Source organism: Nocardia anaemiae NBRC 100462, assembly GCF_001612725.1.
Taxonomy (GTDB): domain Bacteria; phylum Actinomycetota; class Actinomycetes; order Mycobacteriales; family Mycobacteriaceae; genus Nocardia; species Nocardia anaemiae.
On the sequence record NZ_BDAZ01000054.1, the window covers coordinates 81,101 to 107,338 of the forward strand.

A 26,238-nucleotide genomic window follows, 5' to 3' on the forward strand; every position below is an offset into this window, starting at 1 on the left:
CACCACGTCCGGTCACCCGCCGTATCGATCGACGAGTTCGGCACCGAGTACCGCCAACTCCGCCCGCACCGATCGCGGTGCCAGCACCTCGATTTCGGCACCCCAGCCCGCCAATTGCTGGGCGATCATGCGCGGTGTCGGTGCGGTGATGCGGACCTGGACGCGTCCGTCGGCGACCGGGCCGTCCACGGCGCAGTGCCGCCCCTGCTGCTTGCGCAGAATCGGAAGTAGTTGTGACGTGATGAGCGCGGTCGGTGGCGGCGCGACGTTGTTCGACCTCGCCGACGACCTCCTCCCAAGCTGTGGACAGATCGAAATCCGCTGGGCGGTCGGCAGTTTCATCGGTGATCGCGGCATCGACGATGCGATCGACGCGGAAGGTGCGCCTACCACGGTCGGTGCCCGCGATGAGATACCAGATGGCGTCCTTGTCGACCAGGCCCCACGGGTCGACGACGCGCCGAGTGCGCTCTCCCGCCCGCTCATATGTCAGCCGTACCTTGCGGCGTTCTACCACCGCGCGCTGCAACAATTCGACGAGCTGCGGCCGAGCGTGATCACGTTCACCCCAGCGCGCGGGATCAATCACCACCGCTTCGGCCGCGGCCTGCGCATCCGTGCGGAAGGTCTGCGGGAGGGCGCGCACCAGCTTGCGCAACGCGGATTTGACCTCGGGTACCGCGTTCGCGGACGGTCCAGCCAGTAGGAACAGCGCGCGAGCCTCTGGTTCGCTCAGACCGCTGAGATCCGTACGCGCACCGCCGACCAGCGACCAGCCGCCGCCGCGACCCGGCTGCGGATAGACCGGAACCCCGGCGGCCGAGAGCGCCTCTAGGTCGCGGCGCGCGGTCGCGACCGAAACCTCGAGTTCGGCCGCGATCTCGGCAGCCGTCACGCGTCCGCGGGCCTGCATCAGCAATAGGGTCGCCACCAACCGATCTGCTCGCATGAACACAATTCTGCCCAAAAAAGTGCTCATTTGATGAGCACTTTACGCGGAATCATGGATCACACAGACCCCGATCAGAGGAGACCAAGATGTTGCGAGGAATGGCCACCGTTTCGCTCTACGCCGACGACCTCGAGGCCGCGAAGGATTGGTACACCGAGGTACTCGGCTTCGCCCCGTACTATGCGGTGCCCGGCGGCTACTACGAGTTCCGCATCGGCGACTACCAGCACGAATTGGGAATCATCAACCGCAAATTCGCCCCCGCCGGTGCCCAGAACACACCCGGCGGCGCCATCCTGCACTGGCATGTCGACGACGTGCAGGCAACCTTCGACCGACTCCTGACCCTCGGAGCCAAGGAATACGAACCAATCACCCCCCGCGGCGACGGAAATTTCATCACCGCCTCCGTAATAGACCCCTTCGGCAACATCCTCGGCATCATGCAGAACCCCCACTACCTGGAAATCCTCGGCCGCAACTAAGGCCCGCCCCGGGCGCGCCCGACCGGTGCGTTCGCGGGTTATCCGCTCCTCCCCCAACGCATGCCTTACCCCGAGAACGCTTGGCGACTCGCGCTCTCGGGGTCTCCCACCGCTTCGTGAGGCCAATTTTTGCCGCCACTAGCGCATGGTGATCATTGGTTCAGGTCAGTGGGTGAACCAGCGTTCCAGGATTTTGGCTACGCCGTCGTCGCCGACATCGTCGGCGACTTCGTCGGCCCAGGTGCGGACCTCGTTCGGTGCATTCGCCATTGCTACGGAATGTCCTGCCCAGTGCAGCATTTCGCGGTCGTTGTAGCCGTCGCCGATGGCGAGGGTCGCGGCGCGGGGAATGCAGAGCGCGGTGCGCAGTCGCTCCAATGCCCAACCCTTGGAGACGCCGCGGCGCGAAACAGTAAGCCACGGACCGAATTCGCCGTGCACCCAGCTCGCATCCGGGACTCGCAGGCGGGTGAGCAGGCGCAGCATCTCTTCCAAGGAGCCGTCGGGCCACCAGCCATTGAGTCGAGGGGTGGGCTCGCTGCTCAATGCGCCGTCATCGACGAGAACGTATTCGCCGATCGAGAATTCACCCGGACTCGCCCCCGTCGCCCAGGTGCCGATGCCGACCTTCTCCACCGCGAAGATCATCTCCGGAAACAGTGCACGCAAGGCGACGACCGCAGGGCCCGGATCGAAGGTCTGCACCGCCACCGGCTCCCCCTTCGCCACATCGATGTGCACCGCGCCGTTGGAGCACAACGCATGTCCGTCGACCAGCCCGAGCTCCTGCAACACAGGCCGCGTCGTCATCAACGTCCGCCCGGTCGTGACAACCACATGCGCGCCCGCCCCGACCGCCGCCCGCACAGCATCGATCACCCGTTCACTGATCGGCGATCCCGTCTGCAGCAACGTTCCGTCGACATCCAGCGCAATAAGCTGAGGTCCCCCGTGTACCACCAACCCATTGTGCATCGCTATGGCACTCGGCGTCACCGAAATTCGACCGGTCCGAATGTGCCGCACCCTCGCCAATAGCCCGGCACACCCACCGCCGCACTCTCTTACACCTCTACGAGAAGTGCGAATCCCGACAAACGGTGCGATGTATGAAATCACGTGGCAGTCCGCCGAGCAGCCAACAGCCGTCCAGACCAGCGACTTTCACCCAACCGCCGACGCTGCGCCGGTGATCGTTCACAGTGCCTGCTTACCCTTCCGCCGGGACTTCAACGCCCTTTGCCAGACCCTGCCTCACTCGACTGATCCCCACAGGATCTCGGCACGAAGTGCCACCGGCGCCGATGCCGCCGACTCGCACCGAAGGCACGAACAGCCGCACCGCACCTGGGAATTCGCGCGCTTACTAGCGCCGTGTCCAGACAGCTTCTGCCGTACCGCTGCTCGGGCCCGAGGCTCCGTCGAACGTAGTCGAATGGTGGTCGCCCACGCCGAATTCGACCGCCGTATCACTACGCTCGGCGAACTGCCGGAGGCGGCGCAAGGCCGGGGAATTGCTACCAAGGACTATCTGCGGGCGCCTCCGCCACCGCCGTAGCCGCCCGAGCCGTGCGAGGAGGTACCACCGGATGAGGTGCCGCCAGAAGGAGTTCCGCCCGAGGCCCTGCCGTTGGACGAGGTGCCTCCGGTCGAACCGACGCTCGTCCCGCCTGAGATTCCGCCACCGGTCGAACCGCCGACCGTGCCTCCGCTCGTCGAACCACCCGACATACCACCGCCCGTCGAACCACCTGAGTGACCACCAGTCGTGGAGCCGCCCGAGTGATCACCAGTCGCCGAGCCTCCCGGGGCACCACCGCTCATCGAACCTCCCGACGCCCCACCATTTGTCGAACCGGACGAAGCACCGTCATTCGTGGAGCCTCCCGACACACCACCATTCACAGAGCCTCCCGACACACCACCATTCATAGAACCTGCCGACGGACCGCCACTCGTGGAGCCTCCCGACGCACCATCACCCGTGGAACCGTCCGACGCACCACCATTCGTGGAGCCTCCCGACGGCCCACCACCCGTCGAGCCCGACGTGCCACCACTCGTCGAACCCCCCGACGTGCCACCACCGGTCGAACCGCCTGACACGCCGCTACTTGTCGAACCGCCCGATGTACCCGACGAACCGCCGGTGGAACCCCCCGTAGAACCATTGGTGCCCGAAGCCGCACCGCCGGACGCATCCCCCGCACTGCCGCCCGACCCGCTACCGCCCGACGGCCCAGTCCCGGTGTGTGTTTCGCCCACGGTCGTGCCCGGTACACCGTTACCGGTCGAGGTGCCGCCGGACGCCGAAGTAGCGGCACCCGGGGTCGTCCCGGTACCGGGAGGAGCCGAATTGGGCGGGGCGGGAATCGAACCCGGAAGACTGACGCGCGGAATAGGCGTGCCACTGGCAGGCGCGGCCGGGTTCAGCTGTGGACTTTGGATGAACGGCAGGGGGTTCAGGAACTGCGCCGGGTCGGCGTAGGTGCCACCACCGGAATGCGGTGTCGCACTGCGCGGTTCACCATGTCGGCCGCCATGTGCCTCGGCTACCGAGGGCCCGATCGATGGACCCGTCGGCGTCGTATGGGCGAAGGGTGCGACCCCGTAGGCCGGCCGACCGGAATAGCCGAAGCCCGCCGCGGTGGTCGCCCAACCAACGGCAGCGGAACCTGCCTCGGCGAGCGCCTCGACATCGGGCTCGAACAATAGGTTGTCCAGCGGGAAGCTGCCCGGCAAGGCGTCCACCAGGGACGGCATCGGCGATATGTCCGGTCCGCCGAATACCGTGACGGCCGATACCGCCACTGCGGAAGCCACTGCGGCACTGGAGAATACGGCGACCTTCGGCGCTCGATGCCGACCACCGGTCGAGAGCGGGGCGAAGGTGCGGGCCGCGTACCCGGCGGCGCCGACGGCGACGGTCTGGCCCGGATCGGCCGACATCACCACCGGTCGACCGAGTTCAGCGAGAATACGCGCGACCTCGACGGGGCGGGTGGCACCGCCGACCAGCAGGACGCAGCTGATATCGGACAGGCACCGCCCCGTCGATTCCACACATTCGCGCACCACGTCGAGGGAATCCCGGATGTGTTGGGCGCGCATACTCGTGACATCGACGATCGAGGTCATCTGCAGCATCGACCCGTTGTCGCCGGGTTCGGCGACCCTGGCATAGCGCGCGATCATCGAGCCGAGCGGCCGACCGCCGAAATCATATGAGCGCACGGACTTTCCGACGATCGGGTGATCCTCCCAGTCCGGACCGACCCGGACCATGGACACATCGAGGCTGGCCCCACCGAGGTCGTATACCAGCACGAATCCGGACTCCAGCGGTCCGCGTTCCTGTTCGAGCCACTCCGCCGCCGCGACAGGTTCGGGTACGAGCAGCACATCCACGGCTCCGGCCAGATTCAATGCCTGCCGCAGCAGCGACAGCTGCTTATCGGAATAGCACGCGGGATAGGTGGCCACGGCTCCCGCGGTCGGCGGGAAGGATTCGAGCAGGCCGTTCACCACGGCAGCGACCAGGTTCGCGGGCGACCAGAGTCGACCTCCCACGACGATCGACTCGGGGTCACGCGCCAGATCGGCGAAATCCGTTACCGCCATGTCGAATTGGGGGATTCCCCCGATTCGGATGCCGCCCGCACAGTCGAAGGTCACCGCCGTGCGGCGCGTCCGCACCGACGACAACGGTCGCTCACCGGTCACCATGGCGGAAACGGAGTTCACTGAACCGATGCTGAAACCCAGACCTGTAGTCATTCGCTATCCCGTCAACGCACCGAGACCACGTCCATCACACAGGAGATCCGTGTGGCCGCGGTCGCTTCCCAAACAGCACCCACAGGTTAGCTGCTGCCGGATCGATTCGGATGTCGAATTGATATGAAACGTTTGGCTTCCGTTGACCCTGCTTCAAACTCCCAGCTAGATCACATGACAAAGATTCATCCAGACCCCTGGACGTTCGGCGTTTCGCGACCGAAGGCCCGATTCCACTGCGGTAAGCCGGATTCCGCTACCACACAGTAACCCAAATCGAAGCCCTGATTCGCCTTACGCAATACAACCGCCCAGAACCGACAACCCACACCGACTGGTCGGTAACCAAATCATTGCCAGAGCTATGAATTTCGTAGCACGGGCGCCCCAACCACAGAAATATGACACATCAAACGCAACGGCTGATTTCCGCCAGCAGCACCACTGATCAACCGATTGACTGGATTCAGCGATGAGCGAGCGCTCGGACGAACCGAGATCAAGCACCACCGCATCGATATGAAATTGCAAGGACGAGAAGGGAATTCGGATACGATGTCAACACGTTTCGCGGACAAGGTCGTGCTCATCACCGGTGCGAGCTCGGGTGTCGGCAAGGCGGTGGCCATGCGAGCGGCGGCCGAGGGCGCGGCGGTGGTGCTCGGTGCTCGAGGCAAAGACGCGGGCGAGCAGGTCGCGACCGATATCCGCGCGGCGGGCGGCCGGGCGGTCTTCGTACCGACCGATGTCACCGTCGAGGACGAGGTCGCTCGACTGACCCAGGCGGCAGTCACCGAATACGGCCGACTGGACGCGGCATTCAACAATGCGGGTGCGGTCAATGCGTTCGGCCCGGTCGAGCAGATCGACGAGGCAGGGTGGCGCGCCGATCTCGAACTCAACCTGACCAGTGTGTTCTACGGTTTGCGCCACCAGGTTCCGGCCATGGTCGCCTCAGGTGGCGGTGCGATACTCAATAACGCCTCGAATCTCGGCGTAGTCGGCATGGGTTCGGTGGCGCCGTATGTGGCGGCCAAGCACGGGGTCGTCGGGCTGACCCGCGCGGTGGCGCTGGAGGCCGCTGAACAGGGCGTTCGCGTCAATGCGCTGGTCTCCGGCGCGGTCGACACGCCAGCTTTCCGCAACTCGATGGGCGCGACGCCCGAGGGTGTGGCGGCCATCGCCGCATTGCATCCGCTCGGCCGGATCAGCACGCCGGAGGAGATCGCCTCGTTCTGCGCCTACCTGCTGAGCGATGAGGCCAGCTTCATCACCGGCGCGGCACTCGCGATCGACGGCGGATTCACCGCCAAATAATCGTCAATCGGCACCTCGGCCCGGCATTCGCCCTCATCGCGTCGCCGAGCGCCGAGGTGCCGACCGTCGTCACGGACCCTACCGCGCACTCACCATGTCGGCGTGGGACGAAATCCGTTACACAGCACGAATGCGACATGGGCGCGCATGCGCCGCTCAGGCACGGGCGAGCAGACGGCGCACGATACCGGTCCGCATCTCGGTTCGGCGGGCCACGACCGAGGGCCGACGACGGCGCACCATGTGGTCGAAATCCGTTGCGTTGCCCTCGGGTTCACCCAACCGACCGGCATTGAAATCATCGGCCAACTGCCGAACCGTCTCCTGCGCACAGGATTTGTTGGTGCCGATGAATCCGGTGGGGCCGCGCTTGATCCAGCCGGTGACATAGGTTCCTGGCAGCACCGCACCACCGGACTGTTCCAGCACGCGGCCGTTCAGGTTCGGGATCACGGCGGCCTGTTCGTCGAATGGCAAGCCCGGCAAGGCGACACCGCGATACCCCACCGAAGTGAGCACCAGCCCGGCATCCAACCGCTCGGTCTCCCCCGTCGCCACCGCACGAACGCGACCATCCGGATCGGTGACGAGTTCGTTACGGCCCACCTCGATACCGGTCACCTCGTCCGTGCCGAGAATACCGATCGGGGCGGCCAGGTACCGGAAGACGATCCGCTTGCGCGCACCGAACGGCCGCTCGGCAACGCTGTGCAGCAATCGCAGCTTCTGCTCGACCTGATACGGCAGCTCGTCGGTCACCGCAGGCAGTTCACCCTCGATGGCGATATCGACGTCCGAGCCGAGCAGTCCGACGAATTCCGGCACGGTGAAAGCCGATTCGAGCAGACCGCGCCGACCGAGCACGACCACTTCTTCGATCTTGCTCTCCCGCAATGCCTGCAGCGCATGCGGTGCGATATCGGTGCCCGCCAATGTTTCCGGATCGCTGGCCAGAATGCGCGCCACATCGAGGGCCACATTGCCATTGCCGACGACGACGGCCCGTCGTTGCGACAGATCGAAGGTGCGCCCGACGTGGTCCGGATGCCCGTTGTACCACGCGACGAAGTCGGTGGCGGATACATTGCCCGCCAGTCCTTCTCCTGGAATATCGAGCTTACGATCCGAGGAGGCACCGACCGCGTAGATCACCGCATGGAAGTGCGCCAGCAGCTCGGCGTGCGAAATATGTTTGCCCACTTCGATATTCAGGTACGACCCGAAACCGGGCTGCGCCGCGATGATATCGAAGAGCTTATTGACCTGCCTGGTGTTGGCATGGTCCGGCGCGACGCCGTATCTGGCGAGTCCATGGGGTACCGGAAGTCGGTCGAAGACCGTCACTGTGACGTCGGGCTGGGTCAGCAGTTCATCGGCCGCGTACATGGCAGAGGGTCCGGATCCGACGATCGCCACCCGCAGCGGCTGACGCTCGGTGTGGATCTCGGCCGCGGGCACCGGCTTCGCCAGCAGCGGGCGCGGGCGCGCCTGCCGATAGAAGTCGGCATTGATCTCGATGAACGGCTTCTGCTCGTCGGTCAGCTTCTTCGACGATGTGATGGCATCGACCGGGCACGCACTCGCACACGCGCCGCAGTCCACGCACGCCTGCGGGTCGACGTACAGCATCTCCGCCGTCAGAAAATCCGGTTCGTCGGGCGTGGGATGGATGCAGTTGACCGGGCAGGCGTAGACGCAGGACGCGTCGCTACAGCACGACTGCGTGACGACGTAGGGCACGTCAGCCCGCCTTGGCCGAGCGCAGCGGCTCGGAGCGGTAGCGGGTGGTGTGGCCGTCGATATTCAGCAGCTTCCAGACGGCCTTGCCGATCGGGTTCATCAGGCCGATGTCGTTGGCCAGCGTGCGCACATCGCCGAAGAAGTCGCTGAACTCCTGCTTGGCTTGCTTCGAGCCGTAGAACAACTCCTTGCGCACCTCATCCGGAATATCGAACTCCTTGAAGAACGACCGGGGCGGGGTGTAGATGGAACGGCCGAGGATGAACATGACGATCGGCATGACGATCGAGAGCACCAACTTGTTGGCCGCATTCTTCTCGGGCACATGCTGCTTGAGGAATTCGTGCGCGAAGGAAATGTGGCGCGCCTCCTCGGCGACGTGAATCGCCATCACGCCGCGCATGATCGGATGCACTTCCTCACCCGAACGCAGGATCGCCTTCTGAATGTGGTCGATCGGCTCCTCGCCCGCGAGCACGGCCATGAAGAAAAGATTCGGGAACAGGGCGGCCACCGGCGCGCCGATGTACTTGAATTTGCGCACGAGCGGGCCCATACCGGGAACGTCGATGCCGATCCGGTTGACCATCTCCTGGAACATCAGGGTGTGGTTGTGCTCCTCGATCATTTCGTGGGAGCAGTAGCGGAATTCCGGCGATCCGTTGGGGAGGCCGAAGCTGTGCGTCACCATGCCGCTGATCAGGATGGATTCGAACTGCAGACCGACCTTGGCGACATTGGCTTGGCGGTACTTGCCGATCGCGATCTTCCGCTCCAGCGGCAGCGCCTGGTACCAGGGGTGGCGACCGAGCGCATCACCGGATACCGGGAGCACCCAGCGCTCTTCACCGGCATCGGCGGCGAAATCCGGATTGTCCCAGTCGATGTCCTCGAACGGGTCGAAATGCTTGTTCACCGAACCTTCGGAGAGCAGCAGCAGCTTGGCGGCATACTCCTGCGCCTTCGCCAGATCGGGATCGACTGCGGGCGTCACGGCTGTAGACATCGTCGTCACTGCCTCTCCTCGTGGGACACATTTACTGTATCCCATAGTTACACCTACGAGGAGTCACGTCAACCTGACCGACGATCGGCATCCCCGGCGACGCTGCGGTACGCCGCCGGGTCTGCCTTTACCGCAGCCCGAGTTGCGACAATCCCGCGACCACCGTGTCGGCGGGCAGCGCCAGCGCGAGCGCCACTCCAGCAGCCGACATCCCCGCCGCGATCGCCACCCGGGTCAAACGGCGCCTGGTGCGCCGGGAAAGTAAGAGCGCGCGCGTCGTAGCTCTGCGCCGACGGTGATGTCCGGTCGCATCCTCGTCCGTCGCGGCGGCGCGACGCGCGAGGATGGCGGCGCCGTCGGCGATCGTGCGTTCCGGATCCGGGGCCGTGATCACCGGACGCGCCAGTTCATCGGCGAGCACCTGGGCCACCTCGACCGGCCGGGCCGCGCCGCCGACCACCAGTACGCAGTCCACATCGGCCATGGTCACATCCGCCATCCGCAGACAGCGATAGACCAGCTGCAACGAGGAACGGATATGAATGGTGCGCAACTCGTCGGCGGTGACACCGGAGATGGCGGCGGGCGCGGTCCCGTTCCCGGCACGTGCGGCGACCAGCGCGCCGAAAGCACGCCCGCCGAAATCCGTCGAACGGATCGGTACGCCGACAATGGGATTGCGCGGACGGCCCGCGCCCACGCGCACGAGGGTGATATCGAGGCTGGCCCCACCTAGGTCATAGACCAGGGCTAGGCCCGGCATCAACGGACCGCGTTCGACCTCGAGCCAGGTGGCCGCCGCGACGGGTTCGGCGACCAGCTCGACATGACTCAGGCCGATCGCGTCCAGCGCGGCCCGCACTTCGCCCACCCGCCCCTCGGTGTAGCACGCCGGATGTGTCAGCATGACCCGCGCCCCGACCGCCCCACGATCACGACGTGCCTCGGTGATCAGACATTCCGTGGCGACCGCGATCAGATCGGCCGCGGTGAGCGCGCGGTGCCCGACCCTGGCCTGCTTGGTCTTGGGTTGACTCAGATCGGCGAATTCGGTGATGGCGCGTCCGTGCCGCGGAATCATGCCCACCCTTGCCATTCCGGTGCTGTCGAAGGTGAGGGTGGTGCGACGGGTGATGGCGAGCGAGCGTTCGGCGGCGGAGCGGCGACCGGGTGGAGCCTTGGCCGAACCCTCCTCCGCCAGAGCGGAAACCGTGTTCACCGTGCCTATGCTCAAACCGAGACCAACCGCCATCGCAATCCTCTGATCGCCGAGCCGATTTGCTTCGAACCCTATTCACGCAACCACTCCGCGACCGGCCTGCCAACCACCGGACATACGGTTGTCCGCATGCCGCCGCCACTGACACTGGTTGCACAGCACGGCGCCGATACCGGCTCACCTGGCACGGGACGTGACGCGCCGATGTCTAGCCGATTCTCCTTACGGCGCGTCGGAATTCAACGATGCCCTGTCACTGTTTGCCAGACAGTGGCCACCATGCCGTCCCGCCTACCGATACACGTTCTTACATGCGAAAACAGATCTAAAGAAGGCATAGATAGAGGTTGCCGAACGGGTCACAGCGAGCAGATCCGCAACCGGTTCGATACCGACCAGTCCGTGACCGCCCGGGCCTGTCTGCTCCAGCAACGAGTTCCGATTTCCCGCATCGGAATTCGCGAGCGATTCCGGTGCGGGAAATCAAAACCATTGCGGCCGTTGGCGAATGATCAGCAACACCCCAGCACCGCTTGGGCACTCGCCGCCCGCCGCACCGGCCCCTGCCGCGGCCCGAGCAATCGCGACACCATCTGCGCGGCCTGCTCCTGCCACCGCGCGTACGCCGTCGGAAAGCCCGAGCGCTGCGCGGCCTGCGCCGCCTGCCACAGCGGCATCGCCGGGTAATCCGGCGCATGGACCAGCAGTGCGTCCAGGAATCGCTCGGTCGCGTAGCGCGGATCGGTGAGCTGCTCCGGCGTACCCCAGCCTGCGGACGGCCGCTGCTGGAACACCCCGAGCGAGTCGTGATCGACCGCCTCGGTCAGGTTGCGCAGCAGCGATTCCTGCAGTGCGGTGGCCAGCGCGATCACCGCCGCATAGGCGGGCATATCGCGACGCAGAACCACTTCGACAATCGTGCGCGCGTTGTCCCATTGCTCCGGATTCGGCGTGAAATGCCTTTGCTCGCCCTGGATTCCGTGCGGTATCAACTGCGCCGGAGTCAGACCGACATATGAGTTCGGGATCGGCTTCCCCACCGATTCCGGACCGACTGTGGCCACTTCGGGCGTGTCCGCGGGGATCTCGGTGATAACCGGGCCATCCGGTGCGCGCACTGCGGGCGTTCCGGGTGGTGGTGCGGCGATTGCCGGACCGGGTTGGATTATCACCGCCGCACTGGCACCAGCCAGCGCGAGGAACATCTGTCTTCGAATTGACATGGTGATCGATCAACTTCCCGCCGCCCGCATACGGGCCGCGTTCGACGACCATTGCGAATGCTCACATCGGATTACGTTCCGATAATTCACCGGAACCCACTAGCGTGTGTTTCGCATTCAGCACAATATGAGACGCGGAAACCGGAGTTCGGTTTCGACACGCCAGTAATGGCCACGGATTTCGCGCATGCGGAATCCGTGGCCATAAAGCGGACTCGAATTCGCGGCGTGCACGACGGACGCCACGAATCGAACAGGGCCCTTATCCCGCAGGCAGTTCCGGAATACGGGTGGCACGCGCGTACACGGTTTCCCCATCGCTGAGCTGCAGCGCCTCGGCATCACCGCGAGTCACCTGGGCGGCGAACAGATCACCGGTGGCGGCATTGCGCAACTCGACGCGCACCTCGAAACCGAGGTGCACAACGCGTTCCACGGTGGCGCGGGTGACGCCCGCCGATTCCGCGGTGCCCTCGTCCTTGGCCAGCGCCATGCTGGCATCGCGACCGACGCGAATATCGTGCGGGCGCACCAGATGTCCGTTGAGCCGGGCCACCGCGCCGAGGAAGGACATCACGAATTCGTTTGCGGGGCGGTCGTAGACGTCCTCCGGGCTGCCGACCTGTTCGATGCGCCCCTTGTTCATCACCGCGATCCGATCGGCGACATCGAGCGCCTCCTCCTGGTCGTGGGTGACCAGCACGGTGGTCACATGGACCTCCTCGTGCAGCCTGCGCAGCCAGGTGCGCAGATCGGCGCGCACCTTGGCATCGAGTGCGCCGAACGGCTCGTCGAGCAGCAGCACCTGTGGATCGACCGCCAGCGCGCGAGCCAGTGCCATGCGCTGACGCTGACCGCCGGAGAGCTGGGCCGGGTACCGGTGCTGGAAGCCGTCGAGACCGACGATGCCGAGCAATTCGTCCACCCGCTTGGCGATTTCGCCCTTGGGACGCTTGCGGATCTTGAGCCCGAAGGCGACGTTATCGCGCACGGTCATATGTTTGAACGCGGCGTAATGCTGGAATACGAAGCCGATATCGCGCTTCTGCGGCGCTATGTGGGTGACATCGTTGCCCGCGATGGCGACGACACCGGAGTCCAGCGATTCCAGGCCCGCGATCGAGCGCAGCAGCGTCGACTTGCCCGAACCCGATGGGCCGAGCAGGGCGGTCAGCTCGCCCGACGGGATCTCGATGCTGACATCGTCCAGGGCGGCGAAGGAACCGTAGTTCTTCTTCGCATTGGTCACGGTGATCACTTGGTGCCCCGCTTACGTTCGAGGAGGGTCATCAACAGGAGAACTACGAGGGCAAGGCCCATCAGCAGGGTCGCGGCGGCGTAGGCGCCGAAGGTGTTGTGGTCGTTGATGTATCGACCGTGTACGAGCAGGGTCAGCGTCTGCGACTTACCCGGCAGCGCGGAGGACACCATGATCACCGCACCGAATTCGCCGAGCGCACGCGCGACGGTCAACACGACACCGTAGGTCAGCCCCCAGCGGATCGCGGGCAGGGTGATCCGCCAGAACGTCTGCCAGCGAGACGCGCCGAGGGTGGCGGCGGCCTGCTCCTGATCGTCGCCGATCTCGTGCAGCACCGGCTCGACCTCGCGCACCACGAACGGCAGCGTGACGAAGATCGTCGCGATCACCATGCCGGGCAGATTGAAGATCACCTTGAAGCCGACGTCTTCGAGTCCGCCGAACCAGCCGTCCGCACCCCACAGCAGGATCAGCGCGACACCGACCACGACCGGCGAGACCGCGAAGGGCAGATCCACGATGCCCTGCACCAGCGTGCGGCCCGGGAACTTGCCGCGCACCAGGGCGATCGCGGTGACGATGCCGAAGATGACATTCACCGGGACGACGATCGCCACGATGAGGATCGACAACTGGAATGCCGAGATCGCCGCGGGCGTGGAGATCGAGTCGATGAACGCGCCGATGCCCTTCTCGAAGGTGCGCCACAGAATGATGATCAGCGGCAATACCAGCAGGATGAACAAATAGCCGAGCGCAACCACGCGCAGCGAAATACGGGTCGGCCAGGACAGATTCATCGCGCCTCCTGCTCTTTGCGCGCGGTGCGCTCGGCCCACAGCCGCAACACCAGCAGGGTCGCGAACGAGATGACCAGCAGTGCGACCGAGACCGCCGCCGCGTTCACCGGCCGATCGATCTCGATCTGCTTCTGGATGTACTGCGAGGCCATCTCGGTCTTGCGTGGAATGGCGCCACCGATCAGCACCACCGAACCGTATTCGCCGATGGCGCGGGCGAAGGCGAGGCCACCGCCGCTGATGATGGCGGGCGCCAGCGTCGGCAAGACGATGCGACGGAAGGTGGTCCAGTTGTCCGCGCCGAGGGACAGCGCGGCCTGCTCGACCTCGCGGTCGGCCTCGATGAGCACCGGCTGCACCGAGCGCACCACGAACGGCAGTGTGACGAATGCCAGCGCCACCACCAGGCCGGGCTGGGTGGCGTTGAGGTGGATATCGACCGGACTCTGCGGACCGTAGAGCGAAAGCAGCACGATGCTCGCGACGATCGTCGGTAGCGCGAACGGCAGATCGATGAGCGCGTTGACGATGCCCTTGCCCGGGAACTCGTCACGGACCAGCACCCACGCGATCAGCGTGCCCATCACCACATTGATGATCGCCACCACCACGGAGACGAACACCGTGATGCGCAGCGAGTCGATGGCCGCGGGTGCGGTGATGGCGTCCCAGAACCCGGACCAACCGTCATCGAATGAGGTGACGGTCAGCGCAGCCAGCGGCAGCAGCACGATGATGCTGAGCCATAGCACCGCGGTGGCGATGCCGAGCGGACCCACCGAACCGGTTACCCGCAGCCACGACCTGGTCCGGCCGGGAGCCTTGGGGGCGGCGTCTTCGGAGCCGCCGGGAGCGGGCGCATGCCCGATCCCGGCGCTGCTGCTGTCAGTCACAATCGTCCAGTATCCTGCTTCGATCTGCGGTGCGTGCGGGGCCCTTCGTGGTTACGCAAGCTGCCTCCTACGGGCCCGTCGCACACACCGCGGGGTGTTTCAGATCACCGAATTACTTGGTGGCCTTGTCGTAGATGACCGCGACGGAGCCGGTGTTCGCAGTGAACAGGTCCTTGTCGACGGTCTTCCAGCCACCGAGATCGGCGATGGTCCACAGTTTCTGCGGAGTCGGGAAGTCCTTTGCGTAGTCGGCGGCCACCTTCGGATCGACCGGGCGGAATCCGGCCGAGGCCCAAGCCTTTTGGCCCTCGGTGGTGAACAGGAAGTCGCGGAAGGCGTTCGCCGTATCCAGATGCTTGCTGTTCTTCAGTACCGCGACCGGGTTCTCGATCTTGAAGGTGGTCGGCGGCACGATGTGCTCGATCGGGTCACCGTTGCGCTCGGAGAAGATCGCCTCGTTCTCGTAGCTCAGCAGCACGTCACCGGTGCCCTGCAGGAAGGTCTCGGTGGCTTCACGGCCCGACTTCGGCTGTACCTGCACATGCTCCTTGGAGATGAGCTGGCTGAGGTAATCCAGACCCACCTGCGGGTTCTTGCCGCCGTCGCTCTTTGCCGCGTACGGCGCGAGCAGATTCCACTTGGCCGAGCCCGAGCTGAACGGGTTCGGGGTGACGACCTGCACGCCCGGCTTGAGCAGATCGTCCCAGTCCTTGATGCCCTTCGGATTGCCCTTGCGCACCACGATCGCGACGACCGAGCCGAACGGAATCCCCTTGGTGGCGTCAGCATTCCAGCTCGGATCGACCAGACCGGCGTCGACCAGGCGGGTGATATCGGGCTCCACCGAGAAGTTGACGACATCGGCCTCGGCGCCATCCTTGACCTTGCGGGACTGATCGCCCGACGCGCCGTAGGAGCCGTTGATCGTGACGCCCTTACCCTTGTCGGTCTTATTGAACGCGGGCACGACCTTGTCGAAACCGGGCTTCGGGACGGCGTAGGCGTACAGGTTCAGGGTGCCGCCGCTACCGTCGGCACCGCCACCGCCCACCGTGTCGCTCGCTCCACCACCGCACGCGGTGAGCACGACGGCGGCCACGGCGGTTAGCGCGGCGATCACCGGGCGACGGCGCGATCGGGACGATCCGAGGAGCAAGGACCTGGGTGACATGGGTGGAACCTTTCCTTGTGCTCCGCCGCGACGTGGACTAGTTGTCGCGTCGGTAGAACTGCGGCGCGACTTGTCGACCGAAGGTCAGGGGTACGGACACTGCTGCGAAAAGTTGCGCGCCAGTCTAGAGAAAATGGATGCGCAGCAGCGCCCGGCGCCGATCAGCGACAGAGAATGTCCGCGACCGCGAGATTGCCGACAGCGATCAACGCCAATTCATGGCGGACCTGCGGGACGGCATTCGAAGACACGGGCAGACTGTAGCAGAGGAAATGCCACCGGCTCGAATCAACGCTAGCTATCCGCTTGCAGACGGCAAAAACCGACAAAGTTCCTGGAAGAGGGGGGTTTCATCCCATGACTACCAGCCCGGATCGCGTTCGCGCCCGGTTCCCCGAAATCAGCACCCGTGCGTGGGAGCATCCCGCCGACCGCACCGCGCTGGTGACGCTGCGCTCGCTCGCCGGTTTCGACACCGTCCTGCGCACTCTGTCCGGATTACTGCAGGAACGCCAGCACCGGCTGCTCTATCTGGCGACCGCGGTTCGCGTTGACGAACGCCAGTTCCGTTCCCTGCACCAGCTGCGGCAGGACTGTCTGGAAGTCCTGGACGCGCGCATCACCCCCGAGATGTTCGTACTGCAGAGCCCGCAGGTGAACGCCTTCACCATCGGCATGGACCAGCCGTTCATCGTGCTCACGACCGGACTGATCGATCTGATGGACACCGAAGAGCTGCGCTTCATCGTCGGCCACGAAATCGGACACGCGCTGTCCGGACACGCGGTGTACCGCACCATGCTCATGCATCTGCTGCGCATTTCGGCCAATCTGGGCTGGGTGCCGGTGGGTGGCTGGGCATTGCGCGCGATCGTCGCCGCGCTGATGGAGTGGAGCCGCAAGTCCGAGTTGTCCGGCGATCGGGCCGGACTGCTGTGCGGTCAGGATGTCGAGGCGTCGGTGCGAGTGCATATGAAAACCGCGGGCGGCACCTGGATCAAGGAGATGAACCACGGCGCGTTCCTGCAGCAGGCCGATGACTATGAGCGCTCCGGCGACCTGCGCGACGGTGTCCTGAAGCTGCTCAACCTGGAATTGCAAAGCCATCCGTTTTCGGTGCTGCGAGCCGCGGAACTGCGCCGCTGGATTCAATCCGGCGAATACAACCGCATGCTCGGCGGGGATTACCCGCGCCGCGAACACGACAAGCACACCAAGATCAGCGACGAGATCAAGGAGGCCGCGCGCACCTATCGGACGAACTTCGACCAGTCGGAGGATCCGCTGATCCGCACGGTGCGCAGTCTCGGGCGCGATGTCGGATCCGCGGTGAGCACCGTGGGGCACGAGGTCGGCGAGACCGTCTCCAAGATCGGCAAGCGTTTCAACGACTGGCGCACCGGGACCGACCGGGAATCCGACGAACAATAACCGCCGTTCGAACGAAAGCTGCCGTGCCCCATCAGGTATCGCGCGGCCTGTCACTGAGCGAAGACGGCTCGCAGGGCGGTTTCATCGCCTTCGATGTCGACGAGTGCACGGATTCCGTCGAGGTCGAGCATGCCCGCCGCCAAGCCGAGAACGATCGCGGCCTCCGCGCGCAGGACGGCATCGAGAGGTCGACCATCGTGCGGGCCGACACCTAGGCCCGATCGGGTGGCCTGCAACTGAAACAGCTGCCCGTCGATCGCAACCCCGACCGTCGCTGACCGCTCTGCCTGCACCCTGGCGTCGAGCAGGGCGGGCAGCGCCACAGCGAGCCATTCGGGACGGAACCGGTCGTCGGCGGGGCCACTGACCATGAGCGGCGTAGACCATCGGATGAGGCCTTCGATCGGCTCGCGCAACTGGGCACCCCACACGGTGAGTGCGTAGGTCACGGCGTTGCCCTCTTCGGCCAGCCGTCGCTCCACGACACCGGCGGCCTCGAGGTCGCGCAGCCGGTCGGCGAGCAGATTGGTGGCCACACCGGGCAGCCCATCCAGCAGCTCGCGGTAGCGGGCGGGTGCCACGAGGAGCTGGCGGACGATGAGCAGATTCCACCGATCCCCCACGACATCGAGCGCCCTGGCAAGACCGCAGTACTGACCGTAACTTCGACTCATCTCCACCTGCTTGACATTCTAAAGCGTGCCTGAATAAATCAAGTCTAGTCGCGAGGTGAGGTGTGGTCATGCGCAAGACGGAAAGACCGGCATGGGTCGATGACGAACTGTTCCCGTTCCAGAGCAGATTCGTCGCCATCGACGGGCACACGATCCACTACGTCGACGAAGGTTCAGGGCCCACACTGCTGTTCCTGCACGGCAACCCGACCTGGTCCTTTGTGTATCGCGACGTGATCGGTGCCTTGCGCGACGAGTTCCGTTGCGTCGCGCTCGACTATCCCGGCTTCGGCCTGTCCTCGACCCGCACCGGCTCTCGGCATCTGCCCGAGGAACATATCCAGGTCGTCACCTCCTTCGTCGATGCCCTCGCCCTGAGCGGGGTCACCCTTGTGGCCCACGACTGGGGCGGCCCCATCGGCCTCGCCACCGTCGCACAGCGGCCCGCCGCGTTCGAGCGTCTGGTGCTGACCAACACGTGGGGTTGGCCGATGAACGGTGATCCCAAGGCGCACATCGCATCTCAGGTGATGGGCGGCCCGGTGGGGCGGCTGCTGATCAGACAGCTCAACCTGTTCGTCAATGCCACGATTCCGGTCGGGCACCGGCTGCGGAAGCCGACATCGGAGGAGATGGGCCATTACCGGAAGGCGCTCGCCACGTCCGATCGGCGGGAAGCGACCGCCGTACTGCCACGGCAGATTACGGCCGGGCGGGCCCTTCTCGCCGATGTCGAAGCCAACATTCCCAGCCTCGCGTCGCTCCCGACGCTCATCATCTGGGGCAACGCCGACGTCGTGTTCGGGGACAAGGAGCGCAGGCGGTGGGAAGAGCTGTTCCCCGGCCACCACACTGTGATCGTCGACGGCGGCGGCCACTTCGTGCAGTCCGACGCGCCCGACCAGTTCGCGGCCGCGATCCGCGAGTGGTGGTCGGAGGAACCCTCATGAGCCGCAAGGCAGGAATCCTTGTTTCGGTGTATGTCGCGGTACTCGTTATCAACCTCGACGTCACAATCGTCAATGTCGCGCTGCCAAGTATCGCCACAGAGCTCGACGCTGGCACCCGTGGACTGCAATGGGTCGTCGACGGCTACAACCTCGCGTTCACCGCATTGGTGCTGGCGGCGGGCAGCCTCTCCGATCGCCACGGACGACAACCGGCACTGCTGGCCGGACTTCTCGGATTCGCCGCAACCAGCGCGGCAGGAGCCATGGTGGACAGCACCGGAGCGCTGATCGCGGCACGCTTCGGCATGGGAGCGTTCGCCGCGCTGATCTTCCCCACCACACTGTCGATCATTACCAACACCTTCCCCGACCGCCGACAGCGCGCCGCCGCGCTCGGTGGATGGGGCGCGGTCGTCGGAGTCGGAGTCGCCTCCGGACCGGTCACCGGCGGACTGCTGCTCGAGCACTTCTACTGGGGCAGCGTGTTCTGGGCACTGGTGCCACTCGCGCTCCTGGCCGCCGTTCTCGGATTCCTTCTGGTGCCCGAATCGCGCGCGCCCTCCGTTCCCGCCCTGGATTTCCGCGGTCTTACCATCTCGATCGCCCTGCTCGGAGTGCTCGTCTACACAGTGATCGAGGCCCCCGAGCGCGGTTGGCACAGCGGCCCCACGGTGATCGGATTCGGGATGGCTCTCGGACTGACTGTCGCCTTCGTGGTGGTGGAACGCGCGGCCGAGCATCCCATGCTCGACGTCCGGCTGTTTACGGATCGACGCTTCAGCGCCGCGAGCGCGGCGGTCGCGGTCACCTTCTTCGCACTATCGGGCTTCATCTTCCTCATCACCCAGTACTTCCAAGTGGTCCGCGAGTTCGGCCCACTCTCAACCGGCGCCCGGATCCTGCCGGTTGCGCTGTCGATCGCGGTCGCCTCGGTAGTCGGCGGGCTGCTCGCTCCCCGGCTGGGTACCCGCGCAGTGGTGGTTACCGGGCTCCTGTCGTTCGGCACCGCCATGGCATGGGTCGCCGCAACCGCGGACACCGACACGTCCTACTGGACTGTGATAGTCCCGCAGATGATGTTCATGGGCCTCGGCATGGGACTGATCTCTACCCCGGCGACAGAGTCGATCATGCTCGTGCTCCCCCCGGCCCGCGCAGGTGTCGGCTCGGCGGTCAACGACGCCACTCGCGAGCTGGGCTCGACGCTCGGGGTCGCCGTGGTCGGCTCGGCGTTCTCATCGATCTTCGGTTCGCACCTGCTCGACAGCGCGTTCGCCGCCACCGGGAAGGCCACCGAAGCCGCCGACTCGGTACCGGTCGCATTCGGGATCGCCGCCAATAACCCGCGCCTGCTCAGGGCCGCGCAGGACGCGTTCCTGTCCGGCCTCTCCGTGGGCTGCGTCGTGGTCGCCGCCCTCTGCTACACGGCGGCCGTCGCAGGTCTGATCGCGCTGCCCGGCCGACGGTTCCAGCATGCCCTTCCCAATCCGCTGGAACGGACCGCAGCCCAATTTCCAACAGCCAGGTAAGCGACCTATTGCGTTGTCACGCAAGGGAAGCGGAGGGTGAGGTCGCCGGGATAATTCGCTGACTCATGCGCCGTCGCTGGACGAGTCGCCTGGCGATCGGGAACCAGAGCAGGGTGAGGAAAATCAGGGCGAGCGAGTGCCAGGGTATGCGCCACCACCAGGGGACCACGGGCGCGAACGGTGTCGCGGTGCTGGCGAGCGGCGCGGCGAAGGACCAGGCCAGGAAGGCATCGCCAATGGGGAGGATGCCGAGAGCGTAGCGTTTCGAATTGGCGAAAGTGACTGGCATGCCCAGACTTTCGCCAAGGCTGGTGAGTGGACCGGCGAGGGATCTATCGTCGTGTGCTCGGGCCGCGCCGATGGTGACCGACGTCGCCGAGGCACTGATACCGAGAATGAGCGGCCCGGAATCCACATCGCCTGTGCCATCGATGCCGCGCGGATACTCCCGTATTCCCGGCAGGCCCAGCGTGGTGTCGACGAATGACCGGCGGAATGCGCTGTATTGCTGGCTGGCCCACTCCCGGTCGATCTCGGGTAGGAATCGCTGGATGATCGATTGTGACGAGCCACGCGCACCCTCACGCACTGGTGTCGTTCGGTGCGGCAGCAGACCGGTTATGGGGTCCAGTTGCGTGCGAGCCGAGGTGAGCCATCGGGTGATGACCGGCTCGAAACGCGACCCGACGATACGATCGTGCAGCCTGAGCGCGGCCACCGCCACGACATTGTCGACCGGCCAGGCCTGGCCCGGATACGCGGCGAGGAACGGCCCGTCGGAATCGAACGCGGCCGCGAGTGCCTCGCAATCGGCGGTGAATCGCGCGGTCTCCGGCGCGTCCGCTCCGGCCAGTTCGATCACGGCCCCGCGTAACCGGTTGGACCATCCGACATAGAAGACACCGTGCGCCGGGCGCAGACGTGCGTCGAAAACCGCACGGCCCGAGGGAGATTCCAGACGCTCCAGCGCCCATCGCGCCTCTCGGAGCGCGTCGTCTCGATACGCGGCATCGACGTGCGCGACGTCGGTCCACGCCAATCCGTACAAGGCGTGCGAGAAGAAGTATCCCTCGGGGAACATCCCTTGCATTTTCTCACCGGATCCCGAGTTCAATTTCGCACGGAGAAAACGTAATTGGGCGATGACATCTTCGCGAGGCTGATCGTCCCGGTACAGGCGAACCTGAGGGACGAGGGTCAGCAGCGTGAGCAGAGTCGCGACGGCGACATACGTCGCCCTCGCGAGAGCCCGAAAGGAGAGCACACGCCGCCCCTTGGTGAGGACTGGAGTGGTCACGTGTGCCAGCAAACGCCGGACTTCGCCGAGACTGATCGGGATAGGCGGTAGCATCCCGACGGCACCGGAGCCCCCTCAGAACCGAACGTTTGCCTAATCGACGCATCCGGCTCGTGTAACTCGCTGGTAGCCATAGACATTGGACATCGCCCCCTCTTCATGATCTCCGAAGAGCAGTTTATACGCCAACAAGCCGTCGCTACTGTCCCCGACTCTTCGCAACCGCGTCGGTGTACTGCTCTGTGGTCAATTCATCTGGGGCGATACCCAATTCCACTAGCACGGACCTCAGATCCCCCAGCGCGTCCGAGACGTCATCCTCCTCCGCCTGAGTCTCGATCTCCAGGAAGGTCCCGTCGATCTCCGGGACTGTCACCACAGTCGCCAGTATGTCTCGGCCCGCCGAATTGAATCGAAAGTTCTCGCACTGCTTGGTGAATGTGATGAACGGCCCGTATCCGAGCCGAGCCACGATCTCCGCCATGGCCTTTTTGTCACTCACGTGAGTCTCATACTCTGGCTTCGACCTCGTCGACACGTCGACGGCCGCGTCTTTGAAAGTGAGCAAGTGTCGCTGCTCGCCACCGACTGCAGTGACCGTGCGGAGGCGAAGCTCGCAATCGGCCTCGTTCAGCGCCCGGTCCGTGGTGTCGAAATACGCATCTTCATAACTGACTTCCTCGGCAGCTCCGTACGAGCGCAGTCGCTCTCGGACCGCTTCCGGGTCGGACAGTCGCGCTTTGTATTCGGCTTCGATCACGAACGATTCCTCCGGGGAGTCAAATGATGCGGCGTGACGTAACCGCGGCTTGTTCGAGCGTGCGAGCAAAAGCGTGATGCAAAACGCCGCGTGCGTTCGGCTCGACGCGGTGTGTTGGACACGAGTGAGCCTCCTGCTGGACGGTGAAGGCAGAAACGAAGAAGGTGCTGTCCAGCTTGATAATCCGCCACACAGGAACTTGATCGTAGGTGTAGAGCTCGATAGTTCGACCGGCCGACGCCAGTTCCCTCAGACGCGCGATCGACAGCCGTATGCCAGCGGCAAACGATTCCGACGACTCACCGATTTCGCTCGCTCGGTACGCTGCGGCGTCCGAGTCGGGGTCCAACAGCAAGACTCGTAGGCGAGCCTCAGGCGATACGAGTTCACGCAAGAGTGAATCGTTCAATCCAAGCAGGCCGAGACCACGAACTGCCATGACATCCACGGTCTCTGCCAGTTTCGCGAGCGCACGGATCTCCTCCGCCGCATCGGCCTGCGACGGGTAGGTGGTGGTGATCTCAGCGAGATCGGTCAGCATCACGTGATTGCTCTCGATCGGAGCCAACCCCAACGCCATTCGCGCGTTGTCGGGCATCCTCAGCCCGCCCGCAAGTCTCTCGAAAGAACCGAGGCTGGTTACCCGCCGACGGCGGTTGATGAGCTCGTTGACACGACCTTGGGACATCTCCAACGCGGTTGCAAGCCGCTGCTGACTGGCTCCCGTGTGCTGCTGGACAAACCGCAGAAGGCTTGCAACATCTCGATCGCGCAGAACTTGCAGCACGTCTTGGCGTTCCCAGACAGGGGCCGGAACGACAATTGGCGCAAAGAATTTCGTTCAACGGCGCACCCGCGAAATACATCGGTGCGCCAGCCGATGTTGTCGAACTCTTCGCAACTGCAATCGGCAGATGGAGAGACCAAACCGGCCCGTCGAATTCTCCCGGTGCCGGGGTGCAGTGTCCCCCAGCACCGGGAGCACCGACCCGCGAGGAGCAATGATCCGACGCGATAGGTTGCGGACCACCGAATCGCCGGATGGCCGGAAAGTTGTCATCTGGCGTCTGGTCGGTAATGAGGCCCGAATTCTGCGTATCGAGAATCGGGCGGACGCCTCCGCCGCCACTCGGCGGCCCGGCAACAAACGGCTTCCAGCCGTTGCGCCCGGCACGGTGCTCTTCGACAACGCCGCGGCACCGGATCTCGCGGCCGCTCGCGAGGCATTTCCCGGACATCTCGATCTGTGGGACGCGGTTTCGCGACGACTACTGGGCGGCGCTGCTGAGTGTGTCGGACCTCTCTGCTGCGTCGGGAGCGTGAATGAGATGTCCGACATCAAGCCGTGGCGCCACGACGTCGACCCGTCGGTTCTGGCGCTGCTCGCGATCTTCAACGAAGACAGCTCTCGCAAGCTTGCACTGGCTCCTCTGAACAGTCAGCTGATAGTCCACCTGGCTGATGGAGCATTGTGCGAGGTCGATGAGAACGGCTGGCTCGACGCATTCGATGACGAGGGTTGATCGTCCCGCAAAGCTGAGTCGAGTACCCGCCCCACGTCCTCAGGCGGGGTGGCTTGCTGGGGTATGCGCGGGTTGGAATCCGCCGGAGGTGTGTGACTGTTCGGCTCGGATCACGTGGGTCACGGCGTTGATCAGGGCCAGGTGGGTGAAGGCCTGCGGGAAGTTGCCGAGATGACGGCCGCTGCGCGAATCGATTTCCTCGGCGTAGAGGCGCAGCGGACTGGCGTAGCCGAGCAGCCGCTCGCACAGATGACGGGCGCGCTGCAATTCGCCGATCTCGACCAGCGCGGAGACCAACCAGAACGAGCAGATGGTGAAGGTGCCCTCGGCGCCGGTCAATCCGTCATCGGTGGTTTCGGTCCGGTAGCGCAGCACCAGGCCGTTCTCGGTGAGCCGGTCGGCGATCGAGAGCACGGTGGCGCGCACCCGGTGGTCGGTGGGCGGCAGGAAGCGGTTCAGCACCACAAGCAGCAGTGACGCGTCCAGGGTGTCGCCGCCGTAGGTCTGGGTGAAGACACCGTCGGTATTCACGCCGTTGGTGAGGATATCGGCCTTGATCTGGTCGGCGATGGTGTACCACTCGGCGGCCCGCTCGTTCGCGCCGTGCAGTTCGGCCAGTTTCGCACCGCGGTCGAGTGCCACCCAGCACATGACTTTCGACGAGGTGAAATGCTGTGGCTCACCGCGCACTTCCCAGATGCCGCGGTCGGGCTCCTGCCAGTGCGCGATGGCCGCCTGGACCTGGCGCTCGAGCAGCGGCCACAGCGACTCCGGTACCTGTTGCCGGGACTTCACGTGCAGGTACACCGCGTCGAGCATGGTGCCCCAGATATCGTGCTGGTCCTGGTTGTACGCGCCGTTGCCGATGCGCACGGGTTTGGCGCCGTCGTAGCCGGTCAGGTTGTCGAGCGTGCTCTCGGTGAGGTCGCGTTCGCCGCCGATACCGTAGAGCACCTGCAGCGGAACGGGTTCGCCGTTGTCGCCGGTGGTGGCGTCCCGCAGAAAGGCGAAGAAGTCATTGGCCTCGCGGTCGAGGCCGAGGGTGTACAGGCCCCACAGTGCGAAGCTGGAATCGCGCACCCAGGTGTAGCGGTAGTCCCAATTGCGTTGACCGCCAGGTGTTTCCGGCAGTGATGTGGTGGCCGCGGCCATCAGCGCACCGGTCGGCGCGTAGGTGAGCCCCTTGAGCGTGAGCGCGCTGCGCTGTAAATAGTTGCGCCACGGATGATCCGGGAAATCGCCGAGGGTGATCCACTGCCGCCAGCATTCGGTGGTCTGCCACATCTTCTGCGCCGCATCCTCGAAGGTGCGCGGCGCGGGCAGCTCCGACCAGGTCAGCGCGACGAACACCTCGTCGCCCTCCTTCATCCTGGTCCTTGCGCGGGCCTCGCGGCCCTCGAGTCCGAGCCGCAGATCGGTGGTCAGCACCAGCGTCGGACCTGCGGTGGGATCGGTGGTGCGCACCGCGGTGGCCTCCTCGTACACCTTGCCGGTGTACTCCCAGCGGGCCGGGGCACGGTGGTAGTCGAAGGCGGGTTCGCAGCTCATCTCCAGCTCGACGGTGCCGTTCACACACTTCACCGTGCGCAACAGAATGTGTTCGGCATCCCAGTCCATCGGCGTGCGGCGGTGGGTCTTGCTGCGCTGATCGTTGTTGTGCCAAGGGCCGAGCACCAGCGCGTCGCGCACGATCAGCCAGCCGGTCTCGGTCTGCCAGGTGGTCTCCAGGATCATGCCGCCGGGCAGATACCGCCGCGCCGCGGGCACATTGACCCCGTACGGGCCGATCCGGAAATGACCGGCACTGCGATCGAGCATCGCGCCGAAAATGCTCGGCGAATCGGGTCGTGGCACGCACATCCACTCGACGCCGCCATTGCTGGCGATCAGACAGCTGGTCTCACAGTCGGACAGGAATGCGTAATCGTCGATCGGCGGATAGGTGGCGTGCTGGCGTACCTGACTCAGCTTGCTGAGCACGGGCAGGTCAGCAGGTTCGTCGACGGTCAGATCATCGGTAGACGCCATACCTCATCTTCGGTCCGTCCGCCCATATCGTCCACCGAGCGCGCCGAAACCCATCGACCAGCGCGCACTGACCGCCACGAAACATGCAACGTGAACTCGGCCACCACGGAGCGAGTCTTACGAGCGACGTTCGCGGCCCGTCTCGCATCCGAGCCGTCGAAGCGCATGCGACGAAGCCCGTCCAAGCCTCTCCCCGCCCCCA

At 65.0% G+C, this 26,238-nt stretch carries 23 protein-coding genes and 1 pseudogene; 6 read left to right on the forward strand and 18 right to left on the reverse strand.

The features are described 5' to 3' along the window. Positions 1-12: 12 nt before the first annotated feature. Positions 13-949, reverse strand: a pseudogene (locus NA5_RS28060) (helix-turn-helix transcriptional regulator). Positions 950-1,038: 89 nt separating this feature from the next. Between NA5_RS28060 and NA5_RS28065 the strand changes: the two are divergent. Beyond that, complete coding sequence (locus tag NA5_RS28065) at positions 1,039-1,437, forward strand: VOC family protein (RefSeq protein ID WP_062991310.1); 399 nt, start codon at positions 1,039-1,041, stop codon at positions 1,435-1,437. Positions 1,438-1,602: 165 nt separating this feature from the next. On the opposite strand, the gene NA5_RS28070 is transcribed toward NA5_RS28065, so the two are convergent. Together NA5_RS28070 and NA5_RS28075 are read right to left on the reverse strand one after the other, a co-directional pair. Continuing rightward, positions 1,603-2,412: an HAD family hydrolase gene (locus NA5_RS28070; RefSeq protein WP_062991312.1), complete on the reverse strand. Its 810-nt coding sequence runs from the start codon at positions 2,410-2,412 to the stop codon at positions 1,603-1,605. A 552-nt stretch (positions 2,413-2,964) separates the two neighbouring features. After that, on the reverse strand, positions 2,965-5,181 hold the full coding sequence (locus NA5_RS28075) for an Hsp70 family protein (RefSeq protein WP_169811371.1): 2,217 nt from the start codon (positions 5,179-5,181) through the stop codon (positions 2,965-2,967). A gap of 588 nt (positions 5,182-5,769) precedes the next feature. Here NA5_RS28075 and NA5_RS28080 point away from each other — a divergent pair. Beyond that, positions 5,770-6,531, forward strand: coding sequence for an SDR family NAD(P)-dependent oxidoreductase (locus NA5_RS28080; RefSeq protein WP_062991378.1), 762 nt, complete (start codon positions 5,770-5,772; stop codon positions 6,529-6,531). A 156-nt stretch (positions 6,532-6,687) separates the two neighbouring features. Here the strand turns inward: NA5_RS28080 and NA5_RS28085 are convergent, their stop codons facing one another. From NA5_RS28085 to NA5_RS43310, 9 genes are all read right to left on the reverse strand, one after another. Beyond that, positions 6,688-8,271 carry an FAD-dependent oxidoreductase gene (locus tag NA5_RS28085; protein WP_062991316.1) on the reverse strand — a complete coding sequence of 528 codons (1,584 nt, stop codon included), beginning with the start codon at positions 8,269-8,271 and terminating at the stop codon, positions 6,688-6,690. A gap of 1 nt (position 8,272) precedes the next feature. Further along, on the reverse strand, positions 8,273-9,277 hold the full coding sequence (locus NA5_RS28090) for an AurF N-oxygenase family protein (protein ID WP_062991318.1): 1,005 nt from the start codon (positions 9,275-9,277) through the stop codon (positions 8,273-8,275). Between the two features lie 127 nt (positions 9,278-9,404). Continuing rightward, positions 9,405-10,496, reverse strand: a complete 1,092-nt coding sequence (locus NA5_RS28095; protein WP_245672431.1) for an Hsp70 family protein — start codon at positions 10,494-10,496, stop codon at positions 9,405-9,407. Between the two features lie 512 nt (positions 10,497-11,008). Next, positions 11,009-11,719 carry a hypothetical protein gene (locus tag NA5_RS28100; protein WP_157110674.1) on the reverse strand — a complete coding sequence of 237 codons (711 nt, stop codon included), beginning with the start codon at positions 11,717-11,719 and terminating at the stop codon, positions 11,009-11,011. Positions 11,720-11,981: 262 nt separating this feature from the next. Beyond that, positions 11,982-12,977 (reverse strand): sulfate/molybdate ABC transporter ATP-binding protein, encoded by a 996-nt coding sequence (locus NA5_RS28105; RefSeq protein WP_062991324.1) that lies wholly within the window; start codon positions 12,975-12,977, stop codon positions 11,982-11,984. Then, complete coding sequence (gene cysW / locus NA5_RS28110; protein WP_062991326.1) at positions 12,974-13,780, reverse strand: sulfate ABC transporter permease subunit CysW; 807 nt, start codon at positions 13,778-13,780, stop codon at positions 12,974-12,976. The genes NA5_RS28105 and cysW overlap by 4 nt, the downstream gene beginning before the upstream one ends. Beyond that, positions 13,777-14,577: a sulfate ABC transporter permease subunit CysT gene (gene cysT, locus NA5_RS28115; protein WP_157110678.1), complete on the reverse strand. Its 801-nt coding sequence runs from the start codon at positions 14,575-14,577 to the stop codon at positions 13,777-13,779. The genes cysW and cysT overlap by 4 nt, the downstream gene beginning before the upstream one ends. A gap of 208 nt (positions 14,578-14,785) precedes the next feature. Continuing rightward, positions 14,786-15,844, reverse strand: a complete 1,059-nt coding sequence (locus tag NA5_RS28120; RefSeq protein ID WP_062991328.1) for a sulfate ABC transporter substrate-binding protein — start codon at positions 15,842-15,844, stop codon at positions 14,786-14,788. 161 nt (positions 15,845-16,005) lie between these two features. Continuing rightward, entirely contained in the window at positions 16,006-16,095 is a 90-nt protein-coding gene (locus tag NA5_RS43310; RefSeq protein WP_324188356.1) for an Ms4533A family Cys-rich leader peptide, read from the reverse strand. A 106-nt stretch (positions 16,096-16,201) separates the two neighbouring features. Here NA5_RS43310 and NA5_RS28125 point away from each other — a divergent pair, with 106 nt between their 5' ends. Then, on the forward strand, positions 16,202-17,275 hold the full coding sequence (locus NA5_RS28125; protein ID WP_062991331.1) for a M48 family metallopeptidase: 1,074 nt from the start codon (positions 16,202-16,204) through the stop codon (positions 17,273-17,275). 50 nt (positions 17,276-17,325) lie between these two features. On the opposite strand, the gene NA5_RS28130 is transcribed toward NA5_RS28125, so the two are convergent. Next, positions 17,326-17,949: a winged helix-turn-helix transcriptional regulator gene (locus tag NA5_RS28130; RefSeq protein WP_062991382.1), complete on the reverse strand. Its 624-nt coding sequence runs from the start codon at positions 17,947-17,949 to the stop codon at positions 17,326-17,328. Positions 17,950-18,017: 68 nt separating this feature from the next. Here NA5_RS28130 and NA5_RS28135 point away from each other — a divergent pair, with 68 nt between their 5' ends. Then, the gene (locus tag NA5_RS28135; protein ID WP_062991384.1) at positions 18,018-18,899 is read left to right on the forward strand and encodes an alpha/beta fold hydrolase; all 882 of its coding nucleotides are present in this window, start codon (positions 18,018-18,020) and stop codon (positions 18,897-18,899) included. Next, positions 18,896-20,428 (forward strand): MFS transporter, encoded by a 1,533-nt coding sequence (locus NA5_RS28140; RefSeq protein ID WP_062991333.1) that lies wholly within the window; start codon positions 18,896-18,898, stop codon positions 20,426-20,428. Before NA5_RS28135 ends, NA5_RS28140 begins: the two co-directional genes overlap by 4 nt. A 16-nt stretch (positions 20,429-20,444) precedes the next feature. Here NA5_RS28140 and NA5_RS28145 read toward each other — a convergent pair whose 3' ends face one another. The 3 genes from NA5_RS28145 to NA5_RS28155 all read right to left on the reverse strand — a co-directional run bounded on the left by NA5_RS28145 (position 20,445) and on the right by NA5_RS28155 (position 23,272). Beyond that, positions 20,445-21,725, reverse strand: a complete 1,281-nt coding sequence (locus NA5_RS28145; RefSeq protein ID WP_157110675.1) for a hypothetical protein — start codon at positions 21,723-21,725, stop codon at positions 20,445-20,447. Between the two features lie 199 nt (positions 21,726-21,924). Next, the gene (cyaB, locus tag NA5_RS28150) at positions 21,925-22,485 is read right to left on the reverse strand and encodes a class IV adenylate cyclase (protein ID WP_062991337.1); all 561 of its coding nucleotides are present in this window, start codon (positions 22,483-22,485) and stop codon (positions 21,925-21,927) included. A gap of 19 nt (positions 22,486-22,504) precedes the next feature. Then, the gene (locus NA5_RS28155) at positions 22,505-23,272 is read right to left on the reverse strand and encodes a hypothetical protein (protein ID WP_062991339.1); all 768 of its coding nucleotides are present in this window, start codon (positions 23,270-23,272) and stop codon (positions 22,505-22,507) included. 214 nt (positions 23,273-23,486) lie between these two features. Here NA5_RS28155 and NA5_RS28160 point away from each other — a divergent pair, with 214 nt between their 5' ends. After that, a complete protein-coding gene (locus NA5_RS28160; protein WP_062991341.1) occupies positions 23,487-24,008 on the forward strand; it encodes a hypothetical protein in 522 nt (173 codons plus the stop codon). A 39-nt stretch (positions 24,009-24,047) separates the two neighbouring features. Here NA5_RS28160 and NA5_RS28165 read toward each other — a convergent pair whose 3' ends face one another. Together NA5_RS28165 and NA5_RS41895 are read right to left on the reverse strand one after the other, a co-directional pair. Further along, positions 24,048-26,036 (reverse strand): glycoside hydrolase family 15 protein, encoded by a 1,989-nt coding sequence (locus NA5_RS28165; protein WP_062991343.1) that lies wholly within the window; start codon positions 26,034-26,036, stop codon positions 24,048-24,050. Next, positions 26,015-26,238 (reverse strand): hypothetical protein (locus NA5_RS41895; RefSeq protein WP_218020172.1); only part of this gene is annotated, 224 nt, incomplete at its 5' end. The genes NA5_RS41895 and NA5_RS28165, both read right to left, overlap by 22 nt.